The sequence below is a fragment of the Kribbella kalugense genome (assembly GCF_004365875.1).
Classification (GTDB): domain Bacteria; phylum Actinomycetota; class Actinomycetes; order Propionibacteriales; family Kribbellaceae; genus Kribbella; species Kribbella kalugense.
In genome coordinates, this window is sequence record NZ_SODF01000001.1 from 1,743,631 (window position 1) to 1,769,190 (window position 25,560).

The 25,560-nt window shown below is 68.9% G+C and carries 26 protein-coding genes; 14 read left to right on the forward strand and 12 right to left on the reverse strand.

The window, feature by feature from the left end:
* Genes EV650_RS08200 through EV650_RS08225 form a run of 6 tightly spaced genes read right to left on the reverse strand, consistent with a single transcriptional unit; the run spans position 1 to position 5,722 of the window.
* Entirely contained in the window at positions 1-1,257 is a 1,257-nt protein-coding gene (locus EV650_RS08200) for a cysteine desulfurase (protein WP_134116923.1), read from the reverse strand.
* Positions 1,254-2,015: a Fe-S cluster assembly ATPase SufC gene (gene sufC / locus EV650_RS08205; protein ID WP_134116926.1), complete on the reverse strand. Its 762-nt coding sequence runs from the start codon at positions 2,013-2,015 to the stop codon at positions 1,254-1,256. Before sufC ends, EV650_RS08200 begins: the two co-directional genes overlap by 4 nt.
* Before the next feature lie 23 nt (positions 2,016-2,038).
* Entirely contained in the window at positions 2,039-2,377 is a 339-nt protein-coding gene (locus EV650_RS08210) for a non-heme iron oxygenase ferredoxin subunit (protein WP_134116928.1), read from the reverse strand.
* Positions 2,374-3,576 carry a Fe-S cluster assembly protein SufD gene (gene sufD / locus EV650_RS08215; protein WP_134116930.1) on the reverse strand — a complete coding sequence of 401 codons (1,203 nt, stop codon included), beginning with the start codon at positions 3,574-3,576 and terminating at the stop codon, positions 2,374-2,376. Before sufD ends, EV650_RS08210 begins: the two co-directional genes overlap by 4 nt.
* Positions 3,576-4,988, reverse strand: coding sequence for a Fe-S cluster assembly protein SufB (gene sufB / locus EV650_RS08220; protein WP_134116932.1), 1,413 nt, complete (start codon positions 4,986-4,988; stop codon positions 3,576-3,578). The genes sufD and sufB overlap by 1 nt, the downstream gene beginning before the upstream one ends.
* The gene (locus tag EV650_RS08225) at positions 4,985-5,722 is read right to left on the reverse strand and encodes a helix-turn-helix transcriptional regulator (RefSeq protein ID WP_439648763.1); all 738 of its coding nucleotides are present in this window, start codon (positions 5,720-5,722) and stop codon (positions 4,985-4,987) included. Before EV650_RS08225 ends, sufB begins: the two co-directional genes overlap by 4 nt.
* Positions 5,723-5,849: 127 nt before the next feature.
* Between EV650_RS08225 and EV650_RS08230 the strand changes: the two genes are divergently transcribed.
* From EV650_RS08230 to EV650_RS08240, 3 genes are read left to right on the forward strand one after another with little or no spacing between them, the layout of a single operon-like run.
* Entirely contained in the window at positions 5,850-6,569 is a 720-nt protein-coding gene (locus EV650_RS08230) for an ABC transporter ATP-binding protein (RefSeq protein WP_238174074.1), read from the forward strand.
* Positions 6,569-7,345, forward strand: a complete 777-nt coding sequence (locus EV650_RS08235) for an ABC transporter permease (protein ID WP_134116934.1) — start codon at positions 6,569-6,571, stop codon at positions 7,343-7,345. The genes EV650_RS08230 and EV650_RS08235 overlap by 1 nt, the downstream gene beginning before the upstream one ends.
* A 19-nt stretch (positions 7,346-7,364) precedes the next feature.
* Positions 7,365-8,384, forward strand: a complete 1,020-nt coding sequence (locus EV650_RS08240; RefSeq protein WP_134119956.1) for a COX15/CtaA family protein — start codon at positions 7,365-7,367, stop codon at positions 8,382-8,384.
* Here the strand turns inward: EV650_RS08240 and EV650_RS08245 are convergent.
* Complete coding sequence (locus EV650_RS08245) at positions 8,311-9,405, reverse strand: ScyD/ScyE family protein (protein WP_166678060.1); 1,095 nt, start codon at positions 9,403-9,405, stop codon at positions 8,311-8,313. The two genes, EV650_RS08240 and EV650_RS08245, sit on opposite strands and share 74 nt — an antisense overlap.
* Positions 9,406-9,537: 132 nt before the next feature.
* A complete protein-coding gene (locus EV650_RS08250; protein WP_238174268.1) occupies positions 9,538-10,452 on the reverse strand; it encodes a heme o synthase in 915 nt (304 codons plus the stop codon).
* Positions 10,453-10,756: 304 nt separating this feature from the next.
* Here EV650_RS08250 and tkt point away from each other — a divergent pair, with 304 nt between their 5' ends.
* Genes tkt through EV650_RS08285 form a run of 7 tightly spaced genes read left to right on the forward strand, consistent with a single transcriptional unit; the run spans position 10,757 to position 19,962 of the window.
* On the forward strand, positions 10,757-12,934 hold the full coding sequence (tkt, locus tag EV650_RS08255) for a transketolase (protein ID WP_134116938.1): 2,178 nt from the start codon (positions 10,757-10,759) through the stop codon (positions 12,932-12,934).
* Positions 12,935-12,977: 43 nt separating this feature from the next.
* Entirely contained in the window at positions 12,978-14,087 is a 1,110-nt protein-coding gene (gene tal / locus EV650_RS08260) for a transaldolase (RefSeq protein WP_134116940.1), read from the forward strand.
* Positions 14,084-15,664 carry a phosphoglucose isomerase-related protein gene (locus EV650_RS08265; RefSeq protein ID WP_134116942.1) on the forward strand — a complete coding sequence of 527 codons (1,581 nt, stop codon included), beginning with the start codon at positions 14,084-14,086 and terminating at the stop codon, positions 15,662-15,664. Before tal ends, EV650_RS08265 begins: the two co-directional genes overlap by 4 nt.
* A gap of 41 nt (positions 15,665-15,705) precedes the next feature.
* The gene (gene zwf, locus EV650_RS08270) at positions 15,706-17,253 is read left to right on the forward strand and encodes a glucose-6-phosphate dehydrogenase (RefSeq protein ID WP_134116944.1); all 1,548 of its coding nucleotides are present in this window, start codon (positions 15,706-15,708) and stop codon (positions 17,251-17,253) included.
* Entirely contained in the window at positions 17,250-18,398 is a 1,149-nt protein-coding gene (locus EV650_RS08275; protein WP_134116946.1) for a glucose-6-phosphate dehydrogenase assembly protein OpcA, read from the forward strand. The genes zwf and EV650_RS08275 overlap by 4 nt, the downstream gene beginning before the upstream one ends.
* Complete coding sequence (gene pgl, locus EV650_RS08280; RefSeq protein ID WP_134116949.1) at positions 18,395-19,111, forward strand: 6-phosphogluconolactonase; 717 nt, start codon at positions 18,395-18,397, stop codon at positions 19,109-19,111. Before EV650_RS08275 ends, pgl begins: the two co-directional genes overlap by 4 nt.
* A 44-nt stretch (positions 19,112-19,155) precedes the next feature.
* On the forward strand, positions 19,156-19,962 hold the full coding sequence (locus EV650_RS08285) for an isocitrate lyase/PEP mutase family protein (protein ID WP_134116951.1): 807 nt from the start codon (positions 19,156-19,158) through the stop codon (positions 19,960-19,962).
* Here EV650_RS08285 and EV650_RS08290 read toward each other — a convergent pair.
* Complete coding sequence (locus EV650_RS08290; protein ID WP_134116953.1) at positions 19,959-20,570, reverse strand: NADPH-dependent F420 reductase; 612 nt, start codon at positions 20,568-20,570, stop codon at positions 19,959-19,961. The two genes, EV650_RS08285 and EV650_RS08290, sit on opposite strands and share 4 nt — an antisense overlap.
* Positions 20,571-20,635: 65 nt before the next feature.
* On the opposite strand from EV650_RS08290, the gene EV650_RS08295 reads away from it, so the two are divergent.
* Together EV650_RS08295 and EV650_RS08300 are read left to right on the forward strand one after the other, a co-directional pair.
* Positions 20,636-20,974, forward strand: coding sequence for a winged helix-turn-helix transcriptional regulator (locus tag EV650_RS08295; RefSeq protein ID WP_238174075.1), 339 nt, complete (start codon positions 20,636-20,638; stop codon positions 20,972-20,974).
* 51 nt (positions 20,975-21,025) lie between these two features.
* Complete coding sequence (locus EV650_RS08300) at positions 21,026-21,430, forward strand: SRPBCC family protein (protein ID WP_134116955.1); 405 nt, start codon at positions 21,026-21,028, stop codon at positions 21,428-21,430.
* On the opposite strand, the gene EV650_RS08305 is transcribed toward EV650_RS08300, so the two are convergent.
* Entirely contained in the window at positions 21,431-22,921 is a 1,491-nt protein-coding gene (locus EV650_RS08305; protein ID WP_134116957.1) for an AAA family ATPase, read from the reverse strand. It abuts the gene before it with no gap.
* 67 nt (positions 22,922-22,988) lie between these two features.
* Here EV650_RS08305 and EV650_RS08310 point away from each other — a divergent pair, with 67 nt between their 5' ends.
* Together EV650_RS08310 and def are read left to right on the forward strand one after the other, a co-directional pair.
* Positions 22,989-23,804 carry an LLM class F420-dependent oxidoreductase gene (locus EV650_RS08310; RefSeq protein ID WP_134116959.1) on the forward strand — a complete coding sequence of 272 codons (816 nt, stop codon included), beginning with the start codon at positions 22,989-22,991 and terminating at the stop codon, positions 23,802-23,804.
* A gap of 74 nt (positions 23,805-23,878) precedes the next feature.
* Complete coding sequence (def, locus tag EV650_RS08315; protein WP_134116961.1) at positions 23,879-24,484, forward strand: peptide deformylase; 606 nt, start codon at positions 23,879-23,881, stop codon at positions 24,482-24,484.
* A 1-nt stretch (position 24,485) separates the two neighbouring features.
* Here def and EV650_RS08320 read toward each other — a convergent pair whose 3' ends face one another.
* Both EV650_RS08320 and EV650_RS08325 read right to left on the reverse strand, forming a co-directional pair.
* Positions 24,486-25,043, reverse strand: a complete 558-nt coding sequence (locus EV650_RS08320; RefSeq protein WP_134116963.1) for an AAA family ATPase — start codon at positions 25,041-25,043, stop codon at positions 24,486-24,488.
* The gene (locus EV650_RS08325; protein ID WP_134116965.1) at positions 25,022-25,549 is read right to left on the reverse strand and encodes a GNAT family N-acetyltransferase; all 528 of its coding nucleotides are present in this window, start codon (positions 25,547-25,549) and stop codon (positions 25,022-25,024) included. Before EV650_RS08325 ends, EV650_RS08320 begins: the two co-directional genes overlap by 22 nt.
* Positions 25,550-25,560 lie beyond the last annotated feature (11 nt).

Below are 25,560 nucleotides of genomic sequence, written 5' to 3' on the forward strand. Positions count from 1 at the left end.
TCAGTCCACCTTGAAGTATGACCGGACGAATCCGAGGCCGTCGACGAGCGCGTCGATCTCCTCGGGCGTCGTGTACAGGTAGAAAGACGCTCTGGTCGACGATTGCATTCCGAACCGCTCGTGCACCGGACGCGCGCAGTGGTGCCCGGCGCGGACCGCGATGCCGCGGGTGTCCAGCACCGTCGACACGTCGTGGGGGTGTACGCCGTCCAGCGCGAAGCTGATCGCACCGCCGTGGTTCTCCGCGTCGGTCGGCCCGAGGATCGTCAGCCCTGGAACCGTCTTCAGCCCCTCGAGCGCGTACTCGACGATCGCGTGCTCGTGCGCCGCGATCTTGTCCATCCCGATCCCGGACAGGTAGTCCACAGCCGCACCGAGACCGACGGCCTGCGCGATCGGCGGCGTACCGGCCTCGAACCTGGCCGGCGGAGCGGCGTACGTCGAACCTGTCATCCGGACGATCTCGATCATCTCGCCGCCACCGAGGAACGGCGGCAGCGAGGCGAGCAGGTCGTACCGGCCCCAGAGCACGCCGATGCCGGTCGGGCCGACCACCTTGTGACCGGTGAAGGCCAGCAGATCCGCGCCGAGCGTCGAGACGTCGACCGGGAACTGCGGGACGGCCTGCGACGCGTCGACGACGACGGTCGCGCCGACCGCGTGCGCCTTGGCGGCGATGTCCGTGATCGGGTTGATCGTGCCGAGCGCGTTCGAGACCCAGGTCAGTGCGACGACCTTGGTCTGCTCGGTGAGCAGCTCGTCGATGTTCGACAAATCGAGCCGGCCGTCCTCGGTCACGCCGAACCACTTCAGCGTCGCGCCGGTCCGCTCACAGGCGAGCTGCCACGGGACGATGTTGCTGTGGTGCTCCATCTCGGAGACCACCACGACATCGCCCGGCTTCAGCGAGGCGCCGAGTGTGTGCGCGGCCAGGTTGAGCGCCTCGGAGGCGTTCTTGGTGAAGACGATCTCGTCCCGGGACGGCGCGCCGATGAAGGCCGCGACCTTGTCCCGGCCGCCTTCGTACGCCGCCGTTGCCTCGGCACCGAGCTGGTGCATGGCGCGGGCGACGTTCGCGTTGTGCTTGAGGTAATGGTCCTCGATCGCCTGGACCACCTGGAGCGGCTTCTGCGAGGAGTTCGCCGAGTCCAGGTAGACCAGCGGGTATCCGCCCGCGAGCTCGCGGGACAGGATCGGGAAGTCCGCCCGGACCGACTGCAGGTCCAAGGGACTGCTGAATGTCCGGGCGTCGGTCACTTCGCGCCTGCCTTGAGGAAGCGCTCGTACCCGTTGGCCTCGAGCTCCTCGGCCAGCTCCGGGCCGCCCTCTTCGGCAACCCTGCCGTCGACGAACACGTGCACGAAGTCCGGCGTGATGTAGCGCAGGATCCGGGTGTAGTGGGTGATCAAGAGAACACCCTTGTCGCCCTTCTCCGCGAACCGGTTGACGCCGGTGGAGACGATCTTCAGCGCGTCGATGTCGAGGCCGGAGTCGGTCTCGTCGAGGATCGCGATCTTCGGGTCGAGCAGCTCCAGCTGGACGATCTCGTGCCGCTTCTTCTCACCACCGGAGAAGCCCTCGTTGACGTTGCGCTGACCGAAGTCGGGGTCCATGTCCAGGTCGGCGAGCGCCTTGTTGACGTCCTTGACCCAGGTCCGCAGCTTCGGCGCCTCGCCGTCGATCGCGGTCTTCGCGGTGCGGAGGAAGTTCGACACGGTCACGCCAGGCACCTCGACCGGGTACTGCATGGCCAGGAACAGGCCGGCCCGGGCGCGCTCGTCGACCTTCATGTCCAGCACGTCCTCGCCGTCGAGGGTGACGGTGCCGCTGGTGACGTTGTACTTCGGGTGGCCGGCGATCGAGTACGCCAGCGTGGACTTGCCGGAACCGTTCGGGCCCATGATCGCGTGCGTCTGGCCACCGGCGATGGTCAGGTCGACGCCGCGCAGGATCTCCTTCGGGCCGTTCTCGGTGTCGACCGACACGTGCAGGTCGCGGATCTCGAGTGTCGCCATGAGGTCTTCTATCTCCGTCGCTTCTACAGGGATTTCTGGTTCAGGGGGTTCTTCACGTCGACGAGTACGTCGTCGCCGTCCAGCCGGACCGGGTAGATCGGCACCGGGTCGTACGCGGGCAAGCTGGTCGGCTCACCGGTGCGCAGGTCGAAGCGGGAGCCGTGCAGCCAGCACTCGATCTCGCACTCGCCGACGTCACCCTCGGACAGCTGGATCTGCGCGTGCGAACACTCGTCCCGCACCGCGAAGAACTGCCCTTCGCTCTTCACCACCGCGACCTCGACGCCGCCGACCTCGACCGGGATCACTCCCTCGTCGGGTACGTCGGCGGCGGCGCAGGCGCGCTCGAACGTGTCGCTCACTGGCCTGTGACCGCCTTGGCGGACGCGCTCAACTCCGCGGTCCGGGCCAGCTTCTCTTCGATCACCTCGTGCAGGTGCTCGGTGACCTCGGGTACGCCGATCTTGCCGATGATGTCGTTGAAGAAGCCGGACACCACCAGCCGCCGGGCCGCGTCCTCGGGAATGCCGCGGGCCTGCAGGTAGAACAGCTGCTCGTCGTCGAACCGGCCGGTCGCGGACGCGTGACCCGCGCCCTCGATCTCACCGGTCTCGATCTCCAGGTTCGGCACCGAGTCGGCGCGGGCGCCGTCGGTCAGGACCAGGTTCCGGTTCAGTTCGAAGGTGCTGGTGCCTTCGGCCGCCGCCCGGATCAGCACGTCGCCGATCCAGACCGAGCGGGCGTGGTCACCGGCCAGCGCACCCTTGTAGATCACGTTGCTCTTGCACTGCACGGCCTCGTGGTCGACGAACAGCCGGTTCTCGTGGTGCTGACCCGACTCCGCGAAGTACACACCGAGGAGCTCGGCGTCGCCGCCAGGTCCGGCGTACCGGACGTTGGTGGCGATCCGCACGATCTTGCCGCCCAGCGTCACGACGACGTGGTGCAGCTTCGCGTCCCGGCCGACCAGCGCGTCGTGCTGACCGAGGTGGATCGACTCGTTGTCGCCCTGCTGGATGCTGACCACGCGCAGCTCGGCGCCGTCGCCGACGACGATCTCGACGTTGCTGCCGAGCTCACCCGCGCCGGTGTGATCGATGATCACGATCGCCTTGCTGTGCCGGCCGGCGTCCACGATCAGGTGGCTGAAGCCGCGGGCGCCGAGGCTCGCGACGTTCACGTGCACGGCCTCGGTCAGCTCGGCCTCGACCGGGATCCGGACCGCGAGCGCCTCGCCGGCGTGGTTCCAGGCGATGGCGGCGGACCGGTCCTGCGGCTTGCCGACCTTGAGCGAGTCGGCCGCGACGGTCTCGAACACGACACCCTCGGGACCGCTGGTGTCGATCTTCGGGGTCTCGCTGCCGGCCGCGTCGTCGAACAAGGCCTTGAGCTGCTTGACCGGGGTGAAGCGCCACTCCTCCTCGCGTCCGTTCGGCACCGCGAAGTCGGCCACGTCGTACGACGTCGGCCGCTCGCTGCGGGCCTGGAGCGGGACCGGGGAACCAGGCCCGTGGGAGTGCGCCTTGTTGCCGGTAGCAACAAGGGTGTCAGACGACGACATCAGCCGACGGCCCCTTCCATCTGCAGCTCGATGAGCCGGTTGAGTTCCAGCGCGTACTCCATCGGGAGCTCGCGGGCGATCGGCTCGATGAAGCCGCGGACGATCATCGCCATCGCCTCGTCCTCGGCCATCCCCCGGCTCATCAGGTAGAAGAGCTGGTCGTCGCTGACCTTGGACACGGTCGCCTCGTGCCCCATCGCCACGTCGTCCTCGCGGACGTCGACGTACGGGTAGGTGTCCGAACGGCTGATCGTGTCGACCAGCAGCGCGTCACAGCGGACCGTGGACTTGCTGTGGTGCGAACCCGGCGCCACCTCGACCAGACCGCGGTACGACGTCCGGCCGCCACCGCGGGCCACGGACTTCGAGACGATCGAGCTGGAGGTGTACGGCGCGTTGTGCACCATCTTGGAGCCGGCGTCCTGGTGCTGGCCCTCGCCCGCGAACGCGACCGACAGGGTCTCGCCCTTGGCGTGCTCACCCATCAGGTAGACGGCCGGGTACTTCATCGTCACCTTGGAGCCGATGTTGCCGTCGATCCACTCCATCGTCGCGCCCTCTTCGCAGGTGGCGCGCTTGGTGACCAGGTTGTAGACGTTGTTCGACCAGTTCTGGATCGTCGTGTAGCGGCAGCGGGCGCCCTTCTTCACGATGATCTCGACCACCGCGGAGTGCAGCGAGTCCGACTTGTAGATCGGCGCCGTGCAGCCCTCGACGTAGTGCACGTAGGCGTCCTCGTCGACGATGATCAGGGTCCGCTCGAACTGGCCCATGTTCTCGGTGTTGATCCGGAAGTAGGCCTGCAGCGGGATGTCCACCTTGACGCCCTTGGGCACGTAGATGAACGAGCCGCCGGACCAGACCGCGGTGTTCAGCGAGGCGAACTTGTTGTCGCCGACCGGGATCACGGAGCCGAAGTACTCCTTGAAGATCTCCGGGTGCTCCTTCAGGCCGGTGTCGGTGTCCAGGAAGATGACGCCCTGCGCCTCCAGGTCCTCACGGATCTGGTGGTAGACGACCTCCGACTCGTACTGCGCGGCGACGCCGGCGACCAGGCGCTGCTTCTCCGCCTCCGGGATGCCGAGCTTGTCGTAGGTGTTCTTGATGTCCTCGGGCAGCTCTTCCCAGCTGGTCGCCTGCTTCTCGGTCGACCGGACGAAGTACTTGATGTTGTCGAAGTCGATCCCGGACAGGTCGGCGCCCCACGACGGCATCGGCTTGCGGTCGAAGAGCTTCAGGCCCTTCAGGCGCAGGTCCAGCATCCACTCCGGCTCGTTCTTCAGCGCGGAGATGCCCCGCACCACGTCGGTGCTGATGCCGCGCTGGGCGACCGCACCGGCGGCGTCGGAGTCGGCCCAGCCGTACTGGTAGTTGCCGAGGCCTTCCAGTTCGGGGTGAGCGGTTTGCGTCATCGTGTAGTCCTCGCAGCTTCGCCGTCGGATACAGGGGGAACCGGGTTGGTACCCGGGATATGCGTCGTACAGACACCGTCGCCGTGGGCGATGGTGGCCAGTCGCTGCACGTGCTTGCCGAGGAGTCTCGAGAACACCTCGGTCTCGGCCTCGCACAGTTGGGGGAACTGCTCGGCCACATGGGCGACCGGGCAGTGGTGCTGACAGAGCTGCTCTCCATGTGCGGCCTTCGCCGTGGACGCGGCGTACCCGTCCGCGGTGAGCGCCTGGGCGAGCACCTCCGCCTTCTTCTGGTCGGGAACCGCTTCGAGCAGCTCCCGGTACCGTCGCTCCACCTCGGCGGACCGGCGCCGGGCGAACTCTCCGACCGCCTCGTCACCGCCGGCTTCGGCGATGAACCTGATCGCGGTCGCCGCCAGGTCGTCGTACGCCTGGTGGAACGCGTGCCGGCCGGTGTCGGTCAGCACGAAGACCTTCGCGGGGCGGCCGCGGCCGCGGGGGCCGTAGACACGCTCCTCGCGGGACTCGACCAGGCCCTCGTCGAGCAGGTGGTCGAGGTGCCGGCGGACCGCTGCCGGGGTCAGCTCCAGGCGCTCCGCGAGCACGGCGGCGCTGGACGGACCGTTGGTCAGGATCGACCGGGCCACCCGGTCCCGGGTGGACTCGTCCCGCGTCACACCGGCTCCGGACGGCACGGAGCCGCTCGGCGCAGGGGTGGTCGCGGAAGTTTTCACAACATCAGTGTCGCGTAATTCCCCGGGGCCTTCAAATAAGGCTCCCCTAACCGGTTCACGCGACCACGCGGGGCCACGACCAGGACCGTGAGCGAGGTCACTTCGGACCGTTCTCTATGCTGCCGTTGTGCCAGTTGCGGTGGAGATCGACAACCTCGTCGTGCGGTACGGCGAGAAGGCCGCGGTGGACGGTCTCAGTCTCACCGTATCCGCCGGCTCCGTGACGGCCGTGCTCGGCCCGAACGGCGCCGGCAAGACCACGACCGTGGAGAGCTGTGAGGGCTTCCGGCGACCCGATTCCGGCCGGGTCCGGGTGCTCGGACTGGACCCGATCGCGAACCACGAGGAGCTGATGCCGCGAATCGGCGTCATGCTCCAGGAAGGCGGCGCCTGGTCCGGCGTTCGCGCGGTCGAGATGCTGCGGTACGTCGCCTCGCTGCACGCGCACCCGCTCGACATCCCGGCACTGGTCGAGCGACTCGACCTGGGCAGCTGTGGCAGGACGCCGTACCGCCGTCTGTCGGGTGGGCAGAAGCAGCGGCTGTCATTCGCGCTGGCGATCCTGGGGCGGCCGGAGATCACGTTCCTCGACGAGCCGACGACCGGGCTGGACCCGCACGGCCGGCGGGAGATCTGGCAGTTGATCCGGGATCTGCGCGACGACGGCGTGACCGTCGTACTCACGACGCACGCGATGGACGAGGCCGAGCAGCTGTCCGACCAGGTGTACGTCGTCTCGGCCGGCAAGGTGATCGCCTCCGGCACACCGGATTCCCTGACCGAGCACCACACCAAGTCACTCGAGGACGTCTACCTCGAACTGACCGCCCCGAAGCGGGAGAACTGATGGCGACCTACGCCCCGCAGCCGGGCAGCGCACCGTGGCCGCGGAAGGTGTTCGCGCACAGCCGGATGGAGTTCAAGCTGCTCGTCCGCAACGGCGAGCAGTTGTTGCTGGCGTTGGTGATCCCGCTCGGACTCCTTCTGCTCCTGGGCGGCACCGGCCTCGGCGACCGGCTCCCCCTCGGCGACGGGCCGGCCATCGACCAGGCCGTACCGCGGGTGCTCGCGCTCGCTGTCCTGTCGTCGTCCTTCACCTCGCTGGCGATCGCGACCGGCTTCGAGCGCCGGTACGGCGTGATCAAACGACTCGGCGCTTCGCCGCTGTCCCGGACCGGCCTGCTCGCCGGGAAGATCGGCGCGGTCCTGGTGGTCCAGCTGATCCAGCTCGCCGTACTGATCGGCACCGGGTTCGCCCTCGGTTGGAAGCCGACCGGCGGTTTCAACGCGGTCTTCGGCGTGATCCTGACCGTCCTCTGCGGTACGGCGGCCTTCGCGTCCCTCGGTCTGCTGATGGCCGGGGTACTGCGGGCCGAGGCGACTCTGGCGGCCGCGAACCTGCTGTATCTGCTGCTGCTCGTCGGCGGCGCGATCATGACTCCGGTCGACGAGTACCCGGCCGGCATGCAGGGCGTCGTACGACTGCTGCCGAGTGCCGCGCTGGCCAACGGGCTGGCGAACTCGACCGTCGAAGGAGTGATCCCGTGGGCGGCCGCGTTGTCGCTGGCGCTCTGGGCCGGCGTGCTGGGCTACCTGGTGTCCCGGACGTTCCGATGGGACTGACCTTTAGAGTATGCCGGTGATGACGACGGAGACCCCGCCTCGAGAGACCGAGCCAGTCAATGCCTTCTGGCGACTGGTGCCCGCGCCGAGCCTGGACGTGGTCCGGCGCTGGGGCTGGGCCTCGGTGGTGGCGAACATCGGCATCGTGGTCACCGGTGGTCTGGTCCGGTTGACCGGCTCCGGTCTCGGCTGCCCGACCTGGCCGTCCTGCACCGACGAGTCGTACGTTCCGCACGCCGCACTCGGCTACCACGGCGCGATCGAGTTCACGAACCGGATGCTCGGGTTCGTGGTCGGTGTGATCGCGATCTGCACCTGGCTGGTCGTGATGCGCTACCGTCCGATCCGGCACGACCTGCGCCGGCTGGCGACGGCCGCGGCCCTGGGTGTCCCGCTGCAGGCGGTGATCGGCGGCATCAGCGTGCTCACCGGCCTGAACCCGTGGATCGTCTCGGCGCACTTCCTGGTCTCGCCGATCATCATCACACTGACCGTGGCGATGATGCGCCGGTCGCGCACCAGCCCCTATCCGCACACTCCCCCGGTGGTTCGCGCCCTCGCTACCGCTGCTGTGGTGGCGGTCTGGCTGACCGTTGCCCTCGGCACCATTGTGACCGGCGCCGGCCCGCACTCGGGTGATCCGGACACCGGCCGGAACGGCTTCGACCCGGAGCTGGTCGCTCAACTGCACTCGGACGTCGTCTTCGGGCTGCTCGGGATCACGATCGCGCTGGTGATCGCGACCCGGGTCACCGCGACCTCGCGGACATTGCGGAAGCTGGCCGCCTGGCTGCTGGCCCTTGAGCTATTCCAGGGCGTGGTCGGCTTCACGCAGTACTTCACCGGTCTGCCGTGGGGTGTCGTACTGGTTCACATGTTCCTGGCCGGACTGCTGATCGCGCTGGTCACAGCCGTGTACGGCGAGCGCGGAACGGCCCGCGACCTGAGCGGGCGTTCCGCACCTTTCAGTACCGCACCTTGTAAACAGCACCTGGGCCGAAGACCGGTCCGGAGACGAACAGCTCGCCCCACCGGTTGAAGCCCGCTCCGCCTGGCAGGGTCAACTGATCCTTCACCAGTTCGCGCTTGTAGCCGGCCCGGTGGTTCTTGCCCGGGTACTGCAGGAACAGCCCACCGTGCGTCGGGCCGCTCATCTCGAACTTCAGCCAGCTCGCCTTGTCCAGCTCGACCACTGCGAGCGTGCCGTGCGGACCACCGGCCAGATCGACGATCGACGTGTAACCGTCGGCGTACCGCTGGCAGTTGCCCCTGTTCGGCTTGACCGGGTCACACACCGCGCCCACCGAGCCCGGCCTGATCCGCCAGATCTCCGACGTCCCCGGTGTCGCCGGGAAGCCACGGAGCTCGCCGACGTACCAGTAACCGTCCGAACCGACCGTGACCGAGGTGGCCACTGCTTCGGCGACGAACGGCGTACCGGCCGGCGGAGCCTCGTCACCGAGACCGGCGGGCACCTTGACCGTGCGTGGCTTCAGCCGCGCGACCGTCTTGACGTGACCGTTCGGCCAGACCCTGAGCAGGTCGTTGTTGGCGGCATCGGAGACCAGCACCGTGCCGTCGCTCAAGGCCGCGACCCCGAACGGGTTGGACTCCGTCGGCGAGTCGGCCTGGTTGTACGGATCCGGGTCGTGCGCCTGGTACGCCGCGATGTCGGCGATTTTGACCGGCGCCTTGCCGTACCGCATCCGGTACAGCGTCGCGCTGCCCGGCACCGGTGGCTGACCCGGCTCGCCGCCCGCACCGGTCAGTGCGTACGTCGTACCCCATTTGTTGGTGTCGATCGCCGGCGGGAACCCGCCAGTGCCCGGCACCGTACCGAGCTTCACGCTCTTGCGGCCGTCGGTCACGTACACCGAACCGTCGGTCACGCTGTAGATGACCTTGTGCCCGTACGTCGAAACCCCGCGCGGCCCGTTCAGACCCGTTGCCAACGGCTTCAAACTGGAGTGCTGGTTACCGGCGTCAGCCTGCCCGGCCACCAGGACCGAACCGGCCAGTGCGAGTGCCGCCAGCGTGGCAATACGTGTTCGTACCCCCATGCGATTCCCCCTGCTGTGGCGCCTCCCCAGGCGTGGAACCCCCTCCACAGGCGACCCCATCGCAACATGACGTCACGAAATGGTCAACGGGAAAACTCCGAGCGCTCGGCGGGCGACGCTCAGTGCCGGATCTCAGTGCAGGAGCGGATCGATGGCCGCGGCGATGAAGAGCAAGGCCAAGTAGATGTTCGAGAAGTGGAACAACCGCATCGGCCGGAGGGCGGCCCCGTCGGCGCCGGTGTGTGCCCGGAGCAACAACCGCCGGGCCTCGCGGAGGAAGACGAAACCGAGCACGAAGGCGGCCAGCGGGTACACGAACCCGGTGCTCGCGACCGGCCACAGCGCGATCGACGTGACCACCATCAACACCGAGTACGCCATGATCTGCCGCGCAGTAGCCACCGGGGTCGCCACCACAGGCAGCATCGGTACGTCGACCGACGCGTAGTCCTCGCGGTAGCGCATCGCCAGCGCCCACGTGTGCGGCGGCGTCCAGAAGAACACCACCAGGAAGAGCACGAGCGGGGTCCAGGCGAGCTTGCCGGTGACCGCGGTCCACCCGATCAGCGTCGGGAAACACCCGGCGATCCCGCCCCAGACGATGTTCTGCACGGTCCGGCGCTTGAGCAGCATCGTGTAGCCGAAGACGTAGAACAGGTTCGCCGCGAGCGCCAGCCCGGACGACAGCCAGTTCACGAAGAAGCCGAGCTCCAGCGTCGCCAGCACACCGAGCACGACACCGAAGACCGTCGCGGACCGAGGGCTGACCGCGTGCCGCGGCAACGGGCGGCGCCGGGTCCGGCGCATCTGCTCGTCGATGTCGCGGTCGAGCACGCAGTTGATCGTGTTCGCGCTGCCGGAGGCCAGGATGCCGCCGATCAGAGTGGCCACGACGACCTCGAGCCCGGGGACTCCCCCGGCGGCCAGGAACATCACCGGCACGGTGGTGATCAGCAGCAGCTCGATGATGCGCGGCTTGGTCAGACCGACGTACGCCTTCACCACGTCGCGCACCGACGGACTCACCACAGCAGTAGCGTCCGGCAGCGGCGTCGGGTACGACGTCGTCGCGGCGGGACGCGGGTCGACGGCCGTCACGAACACCTCGAACAAAGTGGGTTGACGCCGAACCTCCGGCGCTGACGATTCAGCAGTCTACGACGCCCCGTAGGAGGGATCTCGCACCCCCCTCCCCTGCCGGGTGTCCGTCCGGGAACAGGCAAAGTTGGAGAACGGTTGACAAACAGTTGTGCGGTGCGCGAAGGACGGAGTGCGCCACAGTAGGCTCATCCTGAGAAGGCACCCCGAAGTTCACCCCGGGAAGATCACCATCGAGAGGAGCGCCGTCGGCGTGACGGAGAAGACCAGCCCCAAGCTTGAATGGACCGAGCTCGACCAGCGCGCGGTCGACACCGTCAGGGTGCTCGCGATGGACGCGGTCGAGAAGGTCGGGAACGGACACCCCGGGACGGCGATGAGCCTGGCACCCGCGGCGTACCTGCTGTTCCAGAAGGTGATGCGGAGCAACCCGGCCGACCCGCACTGGGCCGGTCGCGACCGGTTCGTGCTGTCCGCGGGCCACTCCAGCCTGACGCTGTACATCCAGCTCTACCTGGCCGGCTTCGGCCTCGAGCTGGACGACCTGAAGGCGCTGCGGACCTGGGGCAGCAAGACCCCGGGCCACCCGGAGTACCGGCACACCGACGGCGTCGAGACGACCACCGGCCCGCTCGGCCAGGGCGTCGGCAACGCGGTCGGGATGGCGATGGCGGCCCGCCGCGAGCGCGGCCTGCTCGACCCGGACGCGCCGAAGGGCGAGAGCCTGTTCGACCACCAGGTCTACGTGATCGCCTCCGACGGTGACATCGAGGAAGGCGTCTCGTCCGAGGCCTCCTCGCTGGCCGGCCATCAGAAGCTCGGCAACCTGACGGTCATCTACGACGCGAACAAGATCTCGATCGAGGACAACACCGACATCGCGCTGTCCGAGGACGTGGCTGCTCGCTACGCGGCGTACGGCTGGCACGTCCAGGACGTCGACTGGACCAACGGCGGCTCCGGCTACGAGGAGAACGTCCAGGCCCTGTACGACGCGCTCGAGGCGGCCAAGGCGGTCACGGACAAGCCGAGCTTCATCCGGCTGCACACGATCATCGGCTGGCCGGCCCCGAACAAGCAGAACACCGGCAAGATCCACGGCTCGGCGCTCGGCGCCGACGAGGTCGCCGCCACCAAGAAGGTGCTCGCCTGGGACCCGGAGCAGACCTTCCAGGTCGCCGACGACGTGATCGCGCACACCCGCGAAGCGCTGGACCGCGGCAAGGCCCTCGAGGACGAGTGGAACACCGGCTTCGAGGCCTGGAAGGCCGCCAACGGCGAGCGCGCCGAACTGCTCGCCCGGCTGCAGAAGCGGGAGCTGCCGGCCGGCTGGAAGGACGCGCTGCCGAGCTGGGACGCCGACGCCAAGGGTGTCGCGACCCGCGCCGCCTCCGGCGACGTGCTGACCAAGCTGGCGCCGGAGCTGCCCGAGCTGTGGGGCGGTTCGGCCGACCTGGCCGGCTCGAACAACACCACCCCGAAGGGCCAGCCGTCCTTCATCCCGCCGGAGTACGCGACCAAGGAGTTCTCCGGCGACGAGTACGGCCGGGTGCTGCACTTCGGTATCCGCGAGCACGCGATGGGCTCGGTGCTGAACGGCATCGCCCTGCACGGCCTGACCCGCCCGTACGGCGGAACGTTCCTGGTCTTCTCCGACTACATGCGCCCGTCGGTCCGGCTGGCCGCGCTGATGCAGCTGCCCGTCACGTACGTCTGGACGCACGACTCGATCGGCCTCGGCGAGGACGGTCCGACCCACCAGCCGATCGAGCACCTGTCGGCGCTACGCGCGATCCCGGGCCTGGACGTCGTCCGCCCCGGTGACGCGAACGAGACCGCGGCCGCCTGGGCCACGATCCTCGAGCACACCGACCGCCCGGCCGGCCTGGTGCTGACCCGGCAGAACGTGCCGACCTACCCGCGCGGCGCGGACGGGTTCGCCACCACGGAGAACGTCCACAAGGGCGGCTACGTGCTGCTGGACACCGAAGGTACGCCGGACGTCGTGCTGATCGGGACCGGTTCGGAGGTCCAGCTTGCCGTCGACGCACGGGCCAAGCTGGCCGAGGAAGGCGTCAAGGCCCGGGTGGTCTCGATGGTTTCCCGCGAGTGGTTCGACGAGCAGGACGACGCGTACCGCGAGTCGGTCATCCCGGCCGACGTCCGGGCCCGGGTCTCGGTCGAGGCCGGGATCGCGCAGAGCTGGCACGACATCGTCGGCGACTCCGGCCGCTGCGTGAGCCTGGAGCACTACGGCGCCTCGGCGGCGTACCAGACGCTGTACGACGAGTTCGGCATCACCACCGACGCGGTCGTCCAGGCCGCCAAGGACAGCATCGCCGTGGCCGCGCAGATCAGCGGACCGGGTGTGCCGCCCGGCCGTGCCGCCTCCGGCCCGGTCGGACCGGCCGACGCCCGCCTGGCCAACTGAAGACACCCACAACAGAACATTCTCGGAAGAAGGCATCGGAGCTATGAACGATCGCTTGAAAGAACTCGCCGACGCGGGCGTCTCCATCTGGCTCGACGACCTGTCCCGGCAGCGGCTGACCAGCGGCAGCCTGCAGGCGCTGATCGAGGACAAGCACGTGGTCGGCGTGACCACGAACCCGACCATCTTCGCGAAGGCCATCTCGGACGCCGAGGCGTACGCCGAGCAGGTCTCCCGGCTCGCCAAGGACGGTGTCTCCACCGACCAGGCGATCCGCGTCATCACCACTGACGACGTCCGCAACGCCGCCGACGTGTTCAAGCCGGCGTACGACGACTCCGAGGGCCAGGACGGCCGGGTGTCGATCGAGGTCGAGCCGACGCTCGCGCACGACACCGCGAAGACCGTCGAGCAGGCCAAGCTGCTGTGGGACATCGTCGGCCGGGACAACGTCTTCATCAAGATCCCCGCCACCAAGGAAGGCCTGCCGGCGATCACCCAGACGCTGGCCGCCGGGATCAGCGTGAACGTGACGCTGATCTTCTCCCTGGACCGCTACAAGGCGGTCGCTGCCGCGTTCCTGGCCGGCCTGGAGCAGGCCGTCGAGAACGGCCACGACGTGACCAAGATGGCCAGCGTCGCGTCGTTCTTCGTCAGCCGGGTGGACACCGAGGTCGACAAGCGGCTCGACGCCATCGGCACGGACGAGGCGAAGGCGCTGAAGGGTAAGGCCGCGATCGCCAACGCCCGGCTCGCGTTCGAGGCGTACGAGGCGATCTTCGACACCGACCGCTGGCACGAGCTCGAGACCGCCGGCGCGAAGCCGCAGCGTCCGCTGTGGGCGTCGACCGGCACCAAGGACCCGTCGTACTCCCCCACCCTGTACGTCGACAACCTGGTCACCAAGGGCGTCGTCAACACGATGCCTGAGGCAACCATCAAGGCGGTCGAGGAGCACAGCCAGATCACCGGTGACACGGTCCGCGGCAACTACGCCGGCGACCGGAAGGTGATCGACGACCTGGAGAAGCTGGGCATCTCCTACGACGAGGTCGTGCAGGTGCTCGAGGACGAGGGCGTGGCCAAGTTCGACGCGTCCTGGTCGGAGCTGCAGGACACCGTCACGTCGGCGCTGAAGGGTGCTGCCAAGTGAGCGCTCCGACCGTAAGCACGCAGAACGGCGACTGGGCCGAGGTCGTCGACAAGCTGGTCGCGGAGAAGATCGCGTCCCGGATCGCCGCGAAGGACGCGACGATCTGGGGTCCGGAGGCCGAGTCCGAGGCGTCGATCCGGCTCGGCTGGGTCGACCTGCACGACACCTCCCGGCCGCTGCTGGCCGAGGTCGAGGCGCTGCTGGCCGACCTGCGGTCCGAGGGCCTGGACCGGATCGTGCTGTCCGGTATGGGCGGCTCGTCGCTGGCTCCGGAGGTCATCACCCGGACGGCCGGCGTCGAGCTGGTCGTACTGGACTCGACCGACCCGAGTGTGGTCAAGCGGGCGCTGGACGGCGACCTGTCGAAGACGGTCATCGTGGTGTCGAGCAAGTCCGGCGGGACGGTCGAGACCGACAGTCACCGGCGTACCTTCGCGAAGGCTTTCACCGACGCGGGCATCGACGCCGCGTCCCGGATCATCGTCGTCACCGACCCGGGTTCGCCGTTCGAGAAGCTGTCGGCGGACGAGGGCTACCGCAAGACGTTCCTGGCCGACCCGAACGTGGGCGGCCGGTACAGCGCGCTGACGGCCTTCGGCCTGGTGCCGTCCGGTCTGGCCGGCGCGGACATCGCCGAGCTGCTCGACCAGGCGGCCGAGGCGGCGCCGGAGCTGCAGGCCGACTCGACGGACAACCCGGCGTTGTGGCTGGGCGCCGTACTCGCGGCCAGCGCGGGCCGGGACAAGGCGATCATCACGGCTGATGGGTCGGACATCGTCGGGTTCCCGGACTGGGCCGAGCAGCTGATTGCGGAGAGCACCGGCAAGAACGGCACCGGCGTACTGCCGGTCGCCGTCGAGGTCGGCGCGCCGGAGCTTCGCAGCGAGGCGGCGGACCTGACCAACGCGCTGCTCGCCGAGAAGGCGACCAGCGGCGTACCCACGGCGCTGACGTCGGGCTCGCTCGGCGGTCAGATGCTGCTCTGGGAGACGGCGACCGCGGTGGCCGGCTACCTGCTCGGGATCAACCCGTTCGACCAGCCGGACGTCGAGAGCGCGAAGAAGGCAGCGCGCGGTCTGCTCGACGCGCAGCCGAAGCCGGAGGCGGCAGCCTTCACCGAGGGTGCTGTCGAGGTCCGTGGTTCCGAGGGCCTGCTCGACGGTGTCGACTCGCTCCAGGGCGCGGTCGACGCGCTGCTGGGCAAGCTCGACGCGAAGGGGTACGTCGCAGTGATGGCGTACCTCGACTCCGAGCGCGACGCTGACCTGATCGCCGTACGTCCGGCGCTGGCCGGCAAGACCGGGCGACCGGTCACGTTCGGCTGGGGTCCGCGGTTCCTGCACTCGACCGGTCAGTACCACAAGGGCGGTCACCCGGAGGGCGTGTACCTGCAGATCACCGGGGCGCACCCGCAGGACGTGGAGATCCCCGACCGTCCGTTCACGTTCGGCACGCTGATCTCGGCGCAGGCCGCCGGTGACGCCGGTGTGCTGGCCGACCGCGGCCGCCCGGTCCTCCGCCTGCACCTGACCGACGTGGCGAACGGCGTACAGCAGCTCCTGTCCCTCTTCAACTAGCACTCACTGTTCGGCATCCCAACTCACGGAGGAAGCGGCTCATGACGGCTGAGCTCGACGAAGCGCCTGGCCCGGTCAATCCGTTGCGGGACCCGCAGGACCGGCGGCTGCCGCGGATCGCCGGGCCTTGCAGCCTGGTGATCTTCGGCGTCACCGGCGACCTGGCCCGCAAGAAGCTGATGCCGGCGGTCTACGACCTGGCGAACCGGGGGCTGCTGCCCCCGGGTTTCGCCCTGGTCGGGTTCGCCCGTCGGGACTACACCAACCAGGACTTCGCCCAGATCGTGCACGACTCGGTGAAGGAGCACGCCCGGACCCCCTTCCGTGAGGAGGTCTGGCAGCAGCTCTCCGAGGGTTTCCGGTTCGTGCCGGGCGACCTGACCGACGACGTGGCGTTCGAAAGGCTCCGGGAAACGGTGGACGAGCTCGACGTCACCCGCGGTACCGGCGGCAACCACGCGTTCTACCTGTCGATCCCGCCGGGGCTGTTCCCGGAGGTCGTCCGGCAGCTGTCCGAGCACGGGCTGACCGACGAGAAGCCGGGCTCGTGGCGGCGGGTGGTGATCGAGAAGCCGTTCGGCCACGACCTGAAGAGCGCCCGCGAGCTCAACCAGGTGGTCGAGTCGGTGTTCCCGCCCGAGTCGGTCTTCCGGATCGACCACTACCTGGGCAAGGAAACGGTCCAGAACATCCTGGCGCTGCGGTTCGCGAACGCGATGTTCGAGCCGATCTGGAACAGCAACTACGTCGACCACGTGCAGATCACGATGGCCGAGGACATCGGCATCGGCGGCCGCGCCGGGTACTACGACGGCATCGGCGCTGCCCGGGACGTGATCCAGAACCACCTGCTCCAACTGCTCGCGTTGGTCGCGATGGAGGAGCCGGTCAGCTTCGACGCGTGGTCCTTGCGCCAGGAGAAGAAGAAGGTGCTGAACGCCGTACAGCTGCCGGAGCGCCTCGACCTGCACAGCGCCCGCGGTCAGTACGCGGCCGGCTGGGCCGGAGGCGTGAAGGTCAAGGGATATCTGCAAGAGGACGGCATTCCGAAGCACTCGGCCACCGAGACCTTCGCGGCGCTGCGGGTCGACGTCGACACCCGTCGCTGGGCCGGCGTCCCGTTCTACCTGCGCACCGGCAAGCGGCTCGGCCGCCGGGTCACCGAGGTCGCGGTGATGTTCAAGCGCGCGCCGCACCTGCCGTTCAACAAGACCGAGACCGAAGAGCTCGGCCAGAACGCCCTGGTACTGCGGATCCAGCCGGACGAAGGCATCACCGTCCGGTTCGGCGCCAAGGTGCCCGGTACGTCGATGGAGATCCGCGACGTCAACATGGACTTCGCGTACGGCGGCTCGTTCACGGAGTCCTCTCCTGAGGCGTACGAGCGGCTGATCCTCGACGTACTGCTCGGTGATCCGCCGCTGTTCCCGCAGCACACCGAGGTTGAGCTGGGCTGGAAGATCCTCGACCCGGTGCTCGACTACTGGGCCCGGCACGGCGCACCGGACCAGTACGCGTCCGGCGGCTGGGGGCCGGACTCGGCGCACGCGATGCTCGCCCGCGACGGACGCGCCTGGAGGCGGCCATGATCATCGACCTGACCGACACCACGTCGAGTGGCATCGCGTCCGCGCTGCTGCAGGCCCGCCGGCGCGCCGGTTCGCCGGCCATGGGCATGGTCGGCACGATCGTGGTCGTCGTCGACGAGGCATCCCACCACGACGCGATGAAGGCGGCGAACGAGGCCGGTCGCGAGCACCCGTCCCGGGTCCTGGTCGCGATCCTGCGGCCCGGTCGCGGCCCGTCCGGGCTGGACGCGGAGGTGCGGATCGGCGAGGGCGTTCCGGGTGAGGCCGTGCTGCTGCGGCTGCACGGTGAGCTGGCCAAGGTGCCGGAGTCCGTCATCACGCCGCTGCTGCTGCCCGACTCCCCAGTCATCGTCTGGTGGCCGGGTGGCGGGCCGAAGGTTCCGGCCGACGATCCGTTGGGTCGGCTCGGCCGACGCAGGGTGACGGATGCGGCCGCGACGCGGCGTGCTTCGGTGGACTACAGCGCGCGGGCCGAGGGCTATGAGCCTGGCGACACCGACTTCGCGTGGACGCGGCTGACGCCGTGGCGGGCGCTGATGGCTGCGGCGCTCGACCAGTACCCGACCAAGGTGACGGGAGCCGAGGTCGCGGCCGCCAGGGGCAACCCGAGTGCGGACCTGATGGCCGCGTGGCTGCAGTCCCGGCTGAAGGTGCCGGTCGAGCAGCGGAATTCGCGTGGCCCGGGTGTTACCGCCGTACGCCTGTTCACGCCGTCGGGGGCGATCGCGCTGACCCGGCCGGACGGTGCGATCGCGACGTTCAGTGTGCCGGGTCAGCCGGATCGGCCGGTGGCGCTGAAGCGGCGTACGACGTCCGAGCTGCTGAGCGAGGAGCTGCGGCGGCTGGATCCGGACGATGTGTACGCGAAGACGCTGGCGTGCATGGTCGAGCGCGACAAGCTCCCGGCCGACGCGAAGAAGGTCGACGCGACGGCGCGGAAGTCGACCGCGGCGAGTGTGACCGCGGCCGGCAAGAACGTTGTCGCCAAGGGCACGGCCGCTCAGAAGACCGCCGCCAAGAAGGCTCCGGCTAAGAGGGCCGTCGCCAAGAAGACTGCTGCCAAGAAGACTGCGGCTAGGAAGACTGTGGCGAAGAAGACGGTTGCCAGGAAGGTTGCCGGGGGCAAGAAGGTGGCTAAGCGATGAACCAGGCCGAGCTGCTGATCCATGCCGACGCAGCCGAACTCGCGTACGCCGTCGCGTCCCGGTTCATCACCCGGGTCGTCGATGCCCAGAGCACCGGTGGCGTCGCCCAGGTCGTGCTGACCGGCGGCCGGGTCGCCGCCGTCGTTTACAAGGCCGTCGCGGAATCGCCGGCCGGGGTCGAGATCGATTGGCAGCGGGTCGAGTTCTGGTGGGGTGACGAGCGCTTCCTGCCGGACGGTGACCCGGAACGGAACGAGACGCAGGCCCGGGACGCGCTGCTGTCGCACGTCGAGGTCGACCCGGCGCGGGTGCACCCGATGCCCGCCGACACCGGTCAGGGCGCCGAGGTTGCGGCGGCGGCGTACGCGGACGAGCTGGCGGCCGCGGGGTCACCGAAGTTCGACGTACTGATGCTGGGCGTCGGTCCGGACGGGCATGTGGCGTCCCTCTTTCCCGGTTATCCGCAGCTCGAGGTGCTAGACGTCGAGACGGTCGCCGTCCATGATTCCCCCAAGCCGCCGCCGACCCGGATCTCGCTGACGTTCCCGCGGCTGGACCGGTCGCGGGAGGTCTGGTTCGTGGTGTCCGGTGAAGACAAGGCCGACGCGGTCGCGCAGGCGCTGAAGGACGGTGACGTCCCCGCGGCCCGGCCGAAGGGACGGGACCGCACCCTCTGGCTGCTCGACGAGGCCGCTGCCTCGAAGGTGTCCTGACAGTTCGGTCAGCGCCGAAGGGTCGGGGTGACAGACTCCGGGGTATGACTTTCCGCGAGCTGCACGACGGTCGGTTTGTGATGCCGAATGCCTGGGACGCCGGGAGCGCGGTCATCCTGGCTGCGGCCGGTTTCCCGGCGATTGCGACGACGAGTGCGGGGATCGCGTTCTCGCTGGCCAAGGGTGATCACACGCTGCCCGACGGGGCGCCGGCGGTGTCGCGGGAGGCGATGTTCGACCGGGTTCGCGAGATCGCCGCGGCAAGCGCCGTACCGGTGAATGGCGACCTCGAGGACGGGTACGGCGCTGAGCCGGAGCGGGTCGCGGAGACGATCACGCTCGCCCGCGAGGCGGGTCTGGCGGGCGGGAACATCGAGGACTACGACGGGCGTGAGCTGTACGACGCCGAGCTCGCCGTCGAGCGCATCCTCGCCGCTCGCGAGGCTGCGGGCGACGACTTCGTGCTCACGGCACGGACCGACGGACAGTTGCTGCGTACGCCGACGTCGCTGGCGGACTCGATCGAACGCGCGAACCGCTTCCGGGCGGCCGGGGCGGACTGCCTGTACGTGCCTGGCGTGAACGACCTGGACACGATCCGCACGCTGGTCCAGGAGATCGACGGACCACTCAACGTCGTGATCGGCCTCGGTACGTCGACGCTGAACGTCGCGGACCTGCAGACGGCCGGGGTCACCCGGATCAGCCTGGGCGGCAGCATCGCCCGAGCAGCCCTCGGCTTCATCCGCCGCAGCGCCGAGGAACTCGCCACCAAAGGCACCATCACCTTCGCCACCAACCAAATCCCCCAAGCCGAACTAAACCAACTCTTCGCCACCGGCCCGCACTAGCCGGGTGGGACGGTTCCGAAGGCTGCCTCCAGCGGTGGGAACATGCCTCGGACGTCTCCCCCGGCGACCCAGATCCCGATCGCCAGCGCGGCCGTTGCCTCCAGCAACTTCGCGCGTACTAGCCCACCGGCCATGACCGGCTCGCACCCGAGATCCCGGACCAGCTCAGCCACGACCTCCAGCCCATCGTCACCACAGATCGGCACGCCGAGCCCCGCCGGTGGATTCCGCCACACCGCGTCAGCCGCCAGATTGAATGCTTTCACCACCTGCACCCCCGGCACCGCCTGACTGACTGCCTCGGCCACGGCCGGCCGCGCCAGCGTGAAATCCCTGTAATCCAAGGCGTTCGAGCAATCGATCAACGTCCGCCCGGCGGGCACCACCCGCGCCACCTCGACCGCGACCTCGGCCGGTACGGCGAGCAGCACGACCTCGCCGTACGACGCTGCCTCAGGCAACGATCCCGCCATACCGCCGACCCGCTTCGCCACCTCCTCGGCGCGCCCACGATCGCGGCCGCCCACCATCACCTCGTGCCCAGCCTTGACCCATTGCCCGGCCAGCGCCTCGGCCATCAACCCGTTGCCCAGTGTTCCTATTCGCATGGCCTCGACCGTAGAGAGTTCGATGCGCACTTCCTGGTGCCCAACGGCCGACGCACAATGGACGGGTGGAGCCGAGATTCTTCGCCGACTGCCAGGCGCGGGTCGCCGCCGACCTGATCAGTGGCCGCTGGCCGATGGTCGTCCTGTACTCGCTGGCCGACGGCCCCGCCCGCCCCGGCCGGCTCCGTGAGCAGATCGGCGGCATCAGCCAGAAGGTCCTCACCGAGACCCTCCGCCGCCTCGAACACAACGGCCTGGTCGAACGCCACCGGTACGCCGAGGCCCCGCCGCGCGTCGAGTACTCCCTGACCACCGCCGGCAAGGACCTGCTCGTCCCGATCCGAGCCCTCGGCGACTGGGCCGCCGTTTACGCCGACCAGCTTCCGACCGAAAACAAACCGTAAGGGCGTCGAGGCACAGTTCTGGAGTCAGCCCAACACCGAGGAGACCCAGAGATGTTCACCTTGCAGCAGGTCGTCGACGCACCGCCCGCCGAGGTCGTCCGCGCCTTCACCGAACCCGAACCGTTCGCCGCCTGGTTCCTCGCCGAAGGCTTCACCACCCCGTCCGACCGGGTCACACTCGACGTCCGGGCCGGCGGCCTCATCTCGGCCGTCTTCGTCGGCGAGGGCGACGTCGAGGTCCCGTTCACGCTCCGGTACGGCGAGCTGGACCTCCCGCACCAGGTCGTACTGCACTTCGACGACCCGGCCGAGGAGATCACCGTCGACCTGACCGAACTCCCGGCCGACAAGACCCAGCTCGACTACCGCAGCGTCGGTCTGACGGACGAACAGCAGGTGCCGATCAAGCCCGGCGTCGCCACCATGCTCAACCACCTTGCGGCCTACTTCAGCTGATCATCCCCGATAGATCCCAGGCATCGCCCCACCCCGCGGCATCACACCCGCCCCGGCACCCGGCCCTGCCACCCCCGGCTCAGCCGGGGCTTGTCCTCCGCCGGATCCGTCGTCGTGCGGTTCGCCGTTCGTTGCGCCGAGCAACCGTCGGGTGAGTGTGTCGCGCGACGACAGCAGCTCCGCCACCGCGGCCCGTAAATGATCGGCTCCCGGCTCCGCACCCGCCTCGGCCGCCAGCAGGACGGTCCGGCGTACCAGCTCCTTCATGAACGACGCCGTCGTACCGGCCGTCTGGTCGACGATCTCGTCCACCAGCTCGGTCGGCAGTTCCAGCCCCGGCCCGTACAGATGCAGCAGTCGCGCTCGCCCGTCGGCGTCCGGCAGCGGCACCTCGACCGCCATGTCGACCCGGCCGGGCCGCTGCATCAGCGCCGGCTCCAGCAGGTCCGCCCGGTTCGTGGTCAGCAGGAACGCCACGTCGGCGTCCTGCGCCAACCCGTCCATCTCGTTCAGCACCTGGAACAGCAGCGGATTCTCCCCGCCCCGCGAGTAGTCCCGCGCCTCAGCCACCAGATCGCAGTCCTCGAGTACGACGAGCGCCGGCTGCAGCATCCGTGCCAGCGCACACGCCTGCGAGATGAAGTGGATGCTCGTCCCCGCCAGCAGTACGACGGTGAACTCGGGCAACTGCGACAGTACGTACCGGATGGTGTGGGTCTTGCCCGTGCCGGGCGGCCCGTAGAGCAGGACGCCCCGCCGGACGTGCTGACCCGCGGCCAGCAGCGCCTCCCGATGCGCGGCGATGCCGACGACCTCCCGCTCGATGCGCTCGAGTACGCCGTCGGGCAGTACGACGTCCGCGCGGGTGATCCCCGGCCGCGGATGCAACCGGAACGGCCCGACGCCCTGCCCGAACTCGTGCCCCTCGAACGACACCACCTTGCCCCGGAACACGTTGTGCTCCCGGATCAACTCGGGCAACGCCCCGAGGAACCGGTCGCCCGCTGCCTTCTCCACCGCGAGGATCTCGAGGTCCACGCTCGACCGCCCGTACTGCGGGTTCGCCGCCCGCAGCAGAGCGACGTACCGGTCCTCGCCCCGCACCCCGAGGTAGAACCCGAACGCGACGCAGTCCATTTCCTCGTCGACATCGATCTGCAGCCGTTGGTAGTCGACCGCCCCGATCCCGAACCGGTCGTACTCCGCCAGCTCGAGGAGCTCACCGAGCGAGTGATGACCGCGGTTGGACCCCGCCAGCCCCAGCACGTCGAACGAGTCGAACCACGCCTCGATCGCCCGCTGCACGTTCGGCAGGTCGTACGGCGGGAAGCTCGACGACACCACCGGCACCTGCTCGGGGTCGACGCCGAGATGCGTCCGGAGCCGGTCCCGCAGACTCTCGCGGTTGCTCCGCGGCCCGCTCTGCTGCATGCGCTCCAGGAACCGCGTGAACAGCCGCGCGAACTCGTCGACGTCACTGTCGTCAGGCATCTCGCCGTACCTCCTCGTTCCGGACCTATCCGGAGGGTCCTCCGTAACGGCGGATAGGATCTTCACCATGACAGCTTCCGAGTCCACCGACCGTCCGTACGGCGCCTTCCCGGTACGGATCGGTCTGCAGATCCAGCCCCAGCACGCCCAGTACGCCGACATCCGGCGTACCGTCGCCGCGGCCGAGGAGATCGGCGTCGACGTCGCGTTCAACTGGGACCACTTCTACCCGCTCAGCGGTGAGCCTGAGGGCCTGCACTTCGAGTGCTGGACCATGCTGGCCGCCTGGGCCGAGGCGACCGAGCGGGTCGAGATCGGCGCCCTGGTCACCTGCAACTCCTACCGCAACCCCGACCTGCTCGCCGACATGGCCCGCACGGTCGACCACATCAGTGACGGCCGGCTGATCTTCGGCATCGGGTCCGGCTGGTTCGAGAAGGACTACGACGAGTACGGCTACGAGTTCGGTACGGCGGGCGGCCGGTTGGACGCCCTCGGCGAGGCGCTGCCGCGGATCGAGGCGCGCTGGGAGAAGCTCAACCCGAAGCCGACCCGCGACATCCCGGTGCTGATCGGTGGCGGCGGCGAGAAGAAGACGCTGAAGCTGGTCGCCAAGCACGCGAACATCTGGCACGGCTTCGGCGACGCCGAGACCATCGCACACAAGCACGCGGTGCTGGACGAGCACTGCAAGACGATCGGCCGCGACCCGGGCGAGATCGAGCGTTCGGTCGCCGTCGGCGACAAGAAGCCGGAGGACATCGGCAAGCAGCTGCTCGACGTCGGCACCCGCCTCTTCACCGTCCACGCCGGCGGCCCGGACTACGACCTCGGCCTGCTCCGCGACTGGGTCGCCTGGCGCGACGAGGCCAACGCCAAGTAGTCAGCACACCCGCCTGCGTCCGAAGAACTGCGGCAGTTCTTCGGACGCAGCGGTGTCTGGGTAGGATTTCCGCCATGTCTACGTTGCCTCAGGACGGTTCGGTGCGGCCAATCACCCGGTGGGGTGAGGACGTGATGCATCGGGTCAATCAGCCGGTGACCGACTTCGGGGCCGAGCTGCAGACGCTGGTCGCCGACATGGTCGCGACGATGAACGCGGCCGAGGGCGTCGGCCTCGCGGCGAACCAGGTCGGCGTCGACCTGCAGCTGTTCGTGTTCGACTGCCCCGACAAGGAGGGCAATCGGGTGCAGGGCGTCGTGTGCAACCCGGCGCTCGAAGTACCGGAGGGCAAGGACCGCAACCTGGACGAGGGCGACGAGGGCTGTCTGTCGCTCCCCGGGGCGTTCACCAAGTGCGCCCGTCCGGACTACGCGAAGGTTGTCGGTGTCGACCAGCACGGCAAGCCGGTCAGCTTCGAGGGCAACGGCCTGCTGGCGCGCTGCCTGCAGCACGAGACCGACCACACCCAGGGCATGGTGTTCGGCGACCGCATCTCCCGCAAGTACAAGAAGCGCCTGTACGCCGAGGCCGAGGAGTTCGCTCCCGACTACCCGAGCGACTGGCCGGTCTCGCCGATGATCGAGCACGACGACGAGCACGAGGACACGCCGGCCACCTGATCTACCAGCGGGCCTTCTCCAGGTCGATCTCGTCGACAGTCTGGGCCGGGGTCTGACCAGTGGTGTCCAGCCACAGACCCCGGCGCGGAATGTCGTCCAGCCCGGCCTGCAGCGCGCGTACGGCGTCCGCCAGCGTCCCACCGGGTTCCTGCCAGTCCCGGTACGCGTTCCCGCCGCCGCGGGCGAGCTCCCGCTCGACGATCGACTCCACCGACGGCACGAGTACGACGAGATAGGTCTCGACACCCTTGAGCCGCGAGAACCATCGCTCGACGTGCTCCCCCAGCACGATGTCGCTGCAGACGAAGTCGAACCCGGCGTCCGCGTAGTGCTGCGCGACCAGTGCACTCGCGTCGTACCGCAACTCCAGCTGCTGCACCGCCTCCGCCGACGGCTCAGGTGTCATCTGCTCGGCCCCCGCGACCACTCCGCGGTAGAACACGTCCCCGTCGAGCGTTGCGGCCGGCGGGCCGAGCCGCGCGGCCAAGAGCGGTGCCACCGTCGACTTCCCCGCCGCCTGCATCCCGGTGACAAGTACTACTTTCGGCTTGCTCTCCATGCCTCCGCCGTCAACGAGTAGATGGTCGCGTCGAACTGCTCGCCGTCGTCGGTCAGGACTGCCTCGTGGTCGAAGCTCATCCCGAGCCGGCGCATGACCGCGATGCTACGGACGTTCGGCGTATCGGTCACGGCAATAACCCGCGGCAGCTGCAGCTCGGTGAAGCCGAGCTCGATCCAGGCCGCGGCCGCCTCCGTCGCGTAGCCGTGACCCCAGTAGGCACGCGCCAGCCGCCAGCCGATCTCGAGATCGTCCGGGTACCACTGCTCACGGCTCAGGCCAGCCGCGCCGAGGAATGCCCGGTCCGTCCGCCGTTCGATTGCGAGGAAGCCGAAGCCGTCCCGTTCGTAGCGGGCGTTGACCGCGGCCGCGATCTCGTTACAACGCGCCCGGTCCAAGGGCGCGCCGAGGTACTGCGTGACCTCGGGGTCCGCGTTCAGTGCGGCCCACGGCTCCAGGTCCTCCTCGCGGAACGGACGTAGTACCAGGCGCTCCGTCATACGCATGGCTTGCTTCA

Coding starts and splice junctions, on each gene's coding strand:
- EV650_RS08240 (WP_134119956.1), top strand. CDS start 7,365: ATGACGACGGAGACCCCGCCTCGAGAGACCGAGCCAGTCAATGCCTTC.
- EV650_RS08320 (WP_134116963.1), bottom strand. CDS start 25,043: ATGGAGAGCAAGCCGAAAGTAGTACTTGTCACCGGGATGCAGGCGGCG.
- sufC (WP_134116926.1), bottom strand. CDS start 2,015: ATGGCGACACTCGAGATCCGCGACCTGCACGTGTCGGTCGACACCGAG.
- EV650_RS08305 (WP_134116957.1), bottom strand. CDS start 22,921: ATGCCTGACGACAGTGACGTCGACGAGTTCGCGCGGCTGTTCACGCGG.
- EV650_RS08310 (WP_134116959.1), top strand. CDS start 22,989: ATGACAGCTTCCGAGTCCACCGACCGTCCGTACGGCGCCTTCCCGGTA.
- def (WP_134116961.1), top strand. CDS start 23,879: ATGTCTACGTTGCCTCAGGACGGTTCGGTGCGGCCAATCACCCGGTGG.
- EV650_RS08285 (WP_134116951.1), top strand. CDS start 19,156: ATGACTTTCCGCGAGCTGCACGACGGTCGGTTTGTGATGCCGAATGCC.
- EV650_RS08325 (WP_134116965.1), bottom strand. CDS start 25,549: ATGCGTATGACGGAGCGCCTGGTACTACGTCCGTTCCGCGAGGAGGAC.
- sufB (WP_134116932.1), bottom strand. CDS start 4,988: ATGACGCAAACCGCTCACCCCGAACTGGAAGGCCTCGGCAACTACCAG.
- EV650_RS08290 (WP_134116953.1), bottom strand. CDS start 20,570: ATGCGAATAGGAACACTGGGCAACGGGTTGATGGCCGAGGCGCTGGCC.
- EV650_RS08245 (WP_166678060.1), bottom strand. CDS start 9,405: ATGGGGGTACGAACACGTATTGCCACGCTGGCGGCACTCGCACTGGCC.
- pgl (WP_134116949.1), top strand. CDS start 18,395: ATGAACCAGGCCGAGCTGCTGATCCATGCCGACGCAGCCGAACTCGCG.
- EV650_RS08275 (WP_134116946.1), top strand. CDS start 17,250: ATGATCATCGACCTGACCGACACCACGTCGAGTGGCATCGCGTCCGCG.
- zwf (WP_134116944.1), top strand. CDS start 15,706: ATGACGGCTGAGCTCGACGAAGCGCCTGGCCCGGTCAATCCGTTGCGG.
- tal (WP_134116940.1), top strand. CDS start 12,978: ATGAACGATCGCTTGAAAGAACTCGCCGACGCGGGCGTCTCCATCTGG.
- EV650_RS08300 (WP_134116955.1), top strand. CDS start 21,026: ATGTTCACCTTGCAGCAGGTCGTCGACGCACCGCCCGCCGAGGTCGTC.
- sufD (WP_134116930.1), bottom strand. CDS start 3,576: ATGTCGTCGTCTGACACCCTTGTTGCTACCGGCAACAAGGCGCACTCC.
- EV650_RS08235 (WP_134116934.1), top strand. CDS start 6,569: ATGGCGACCTACGCCCCGCAGCCGGGCAGCGCACCGTGGCCGCGGAAG.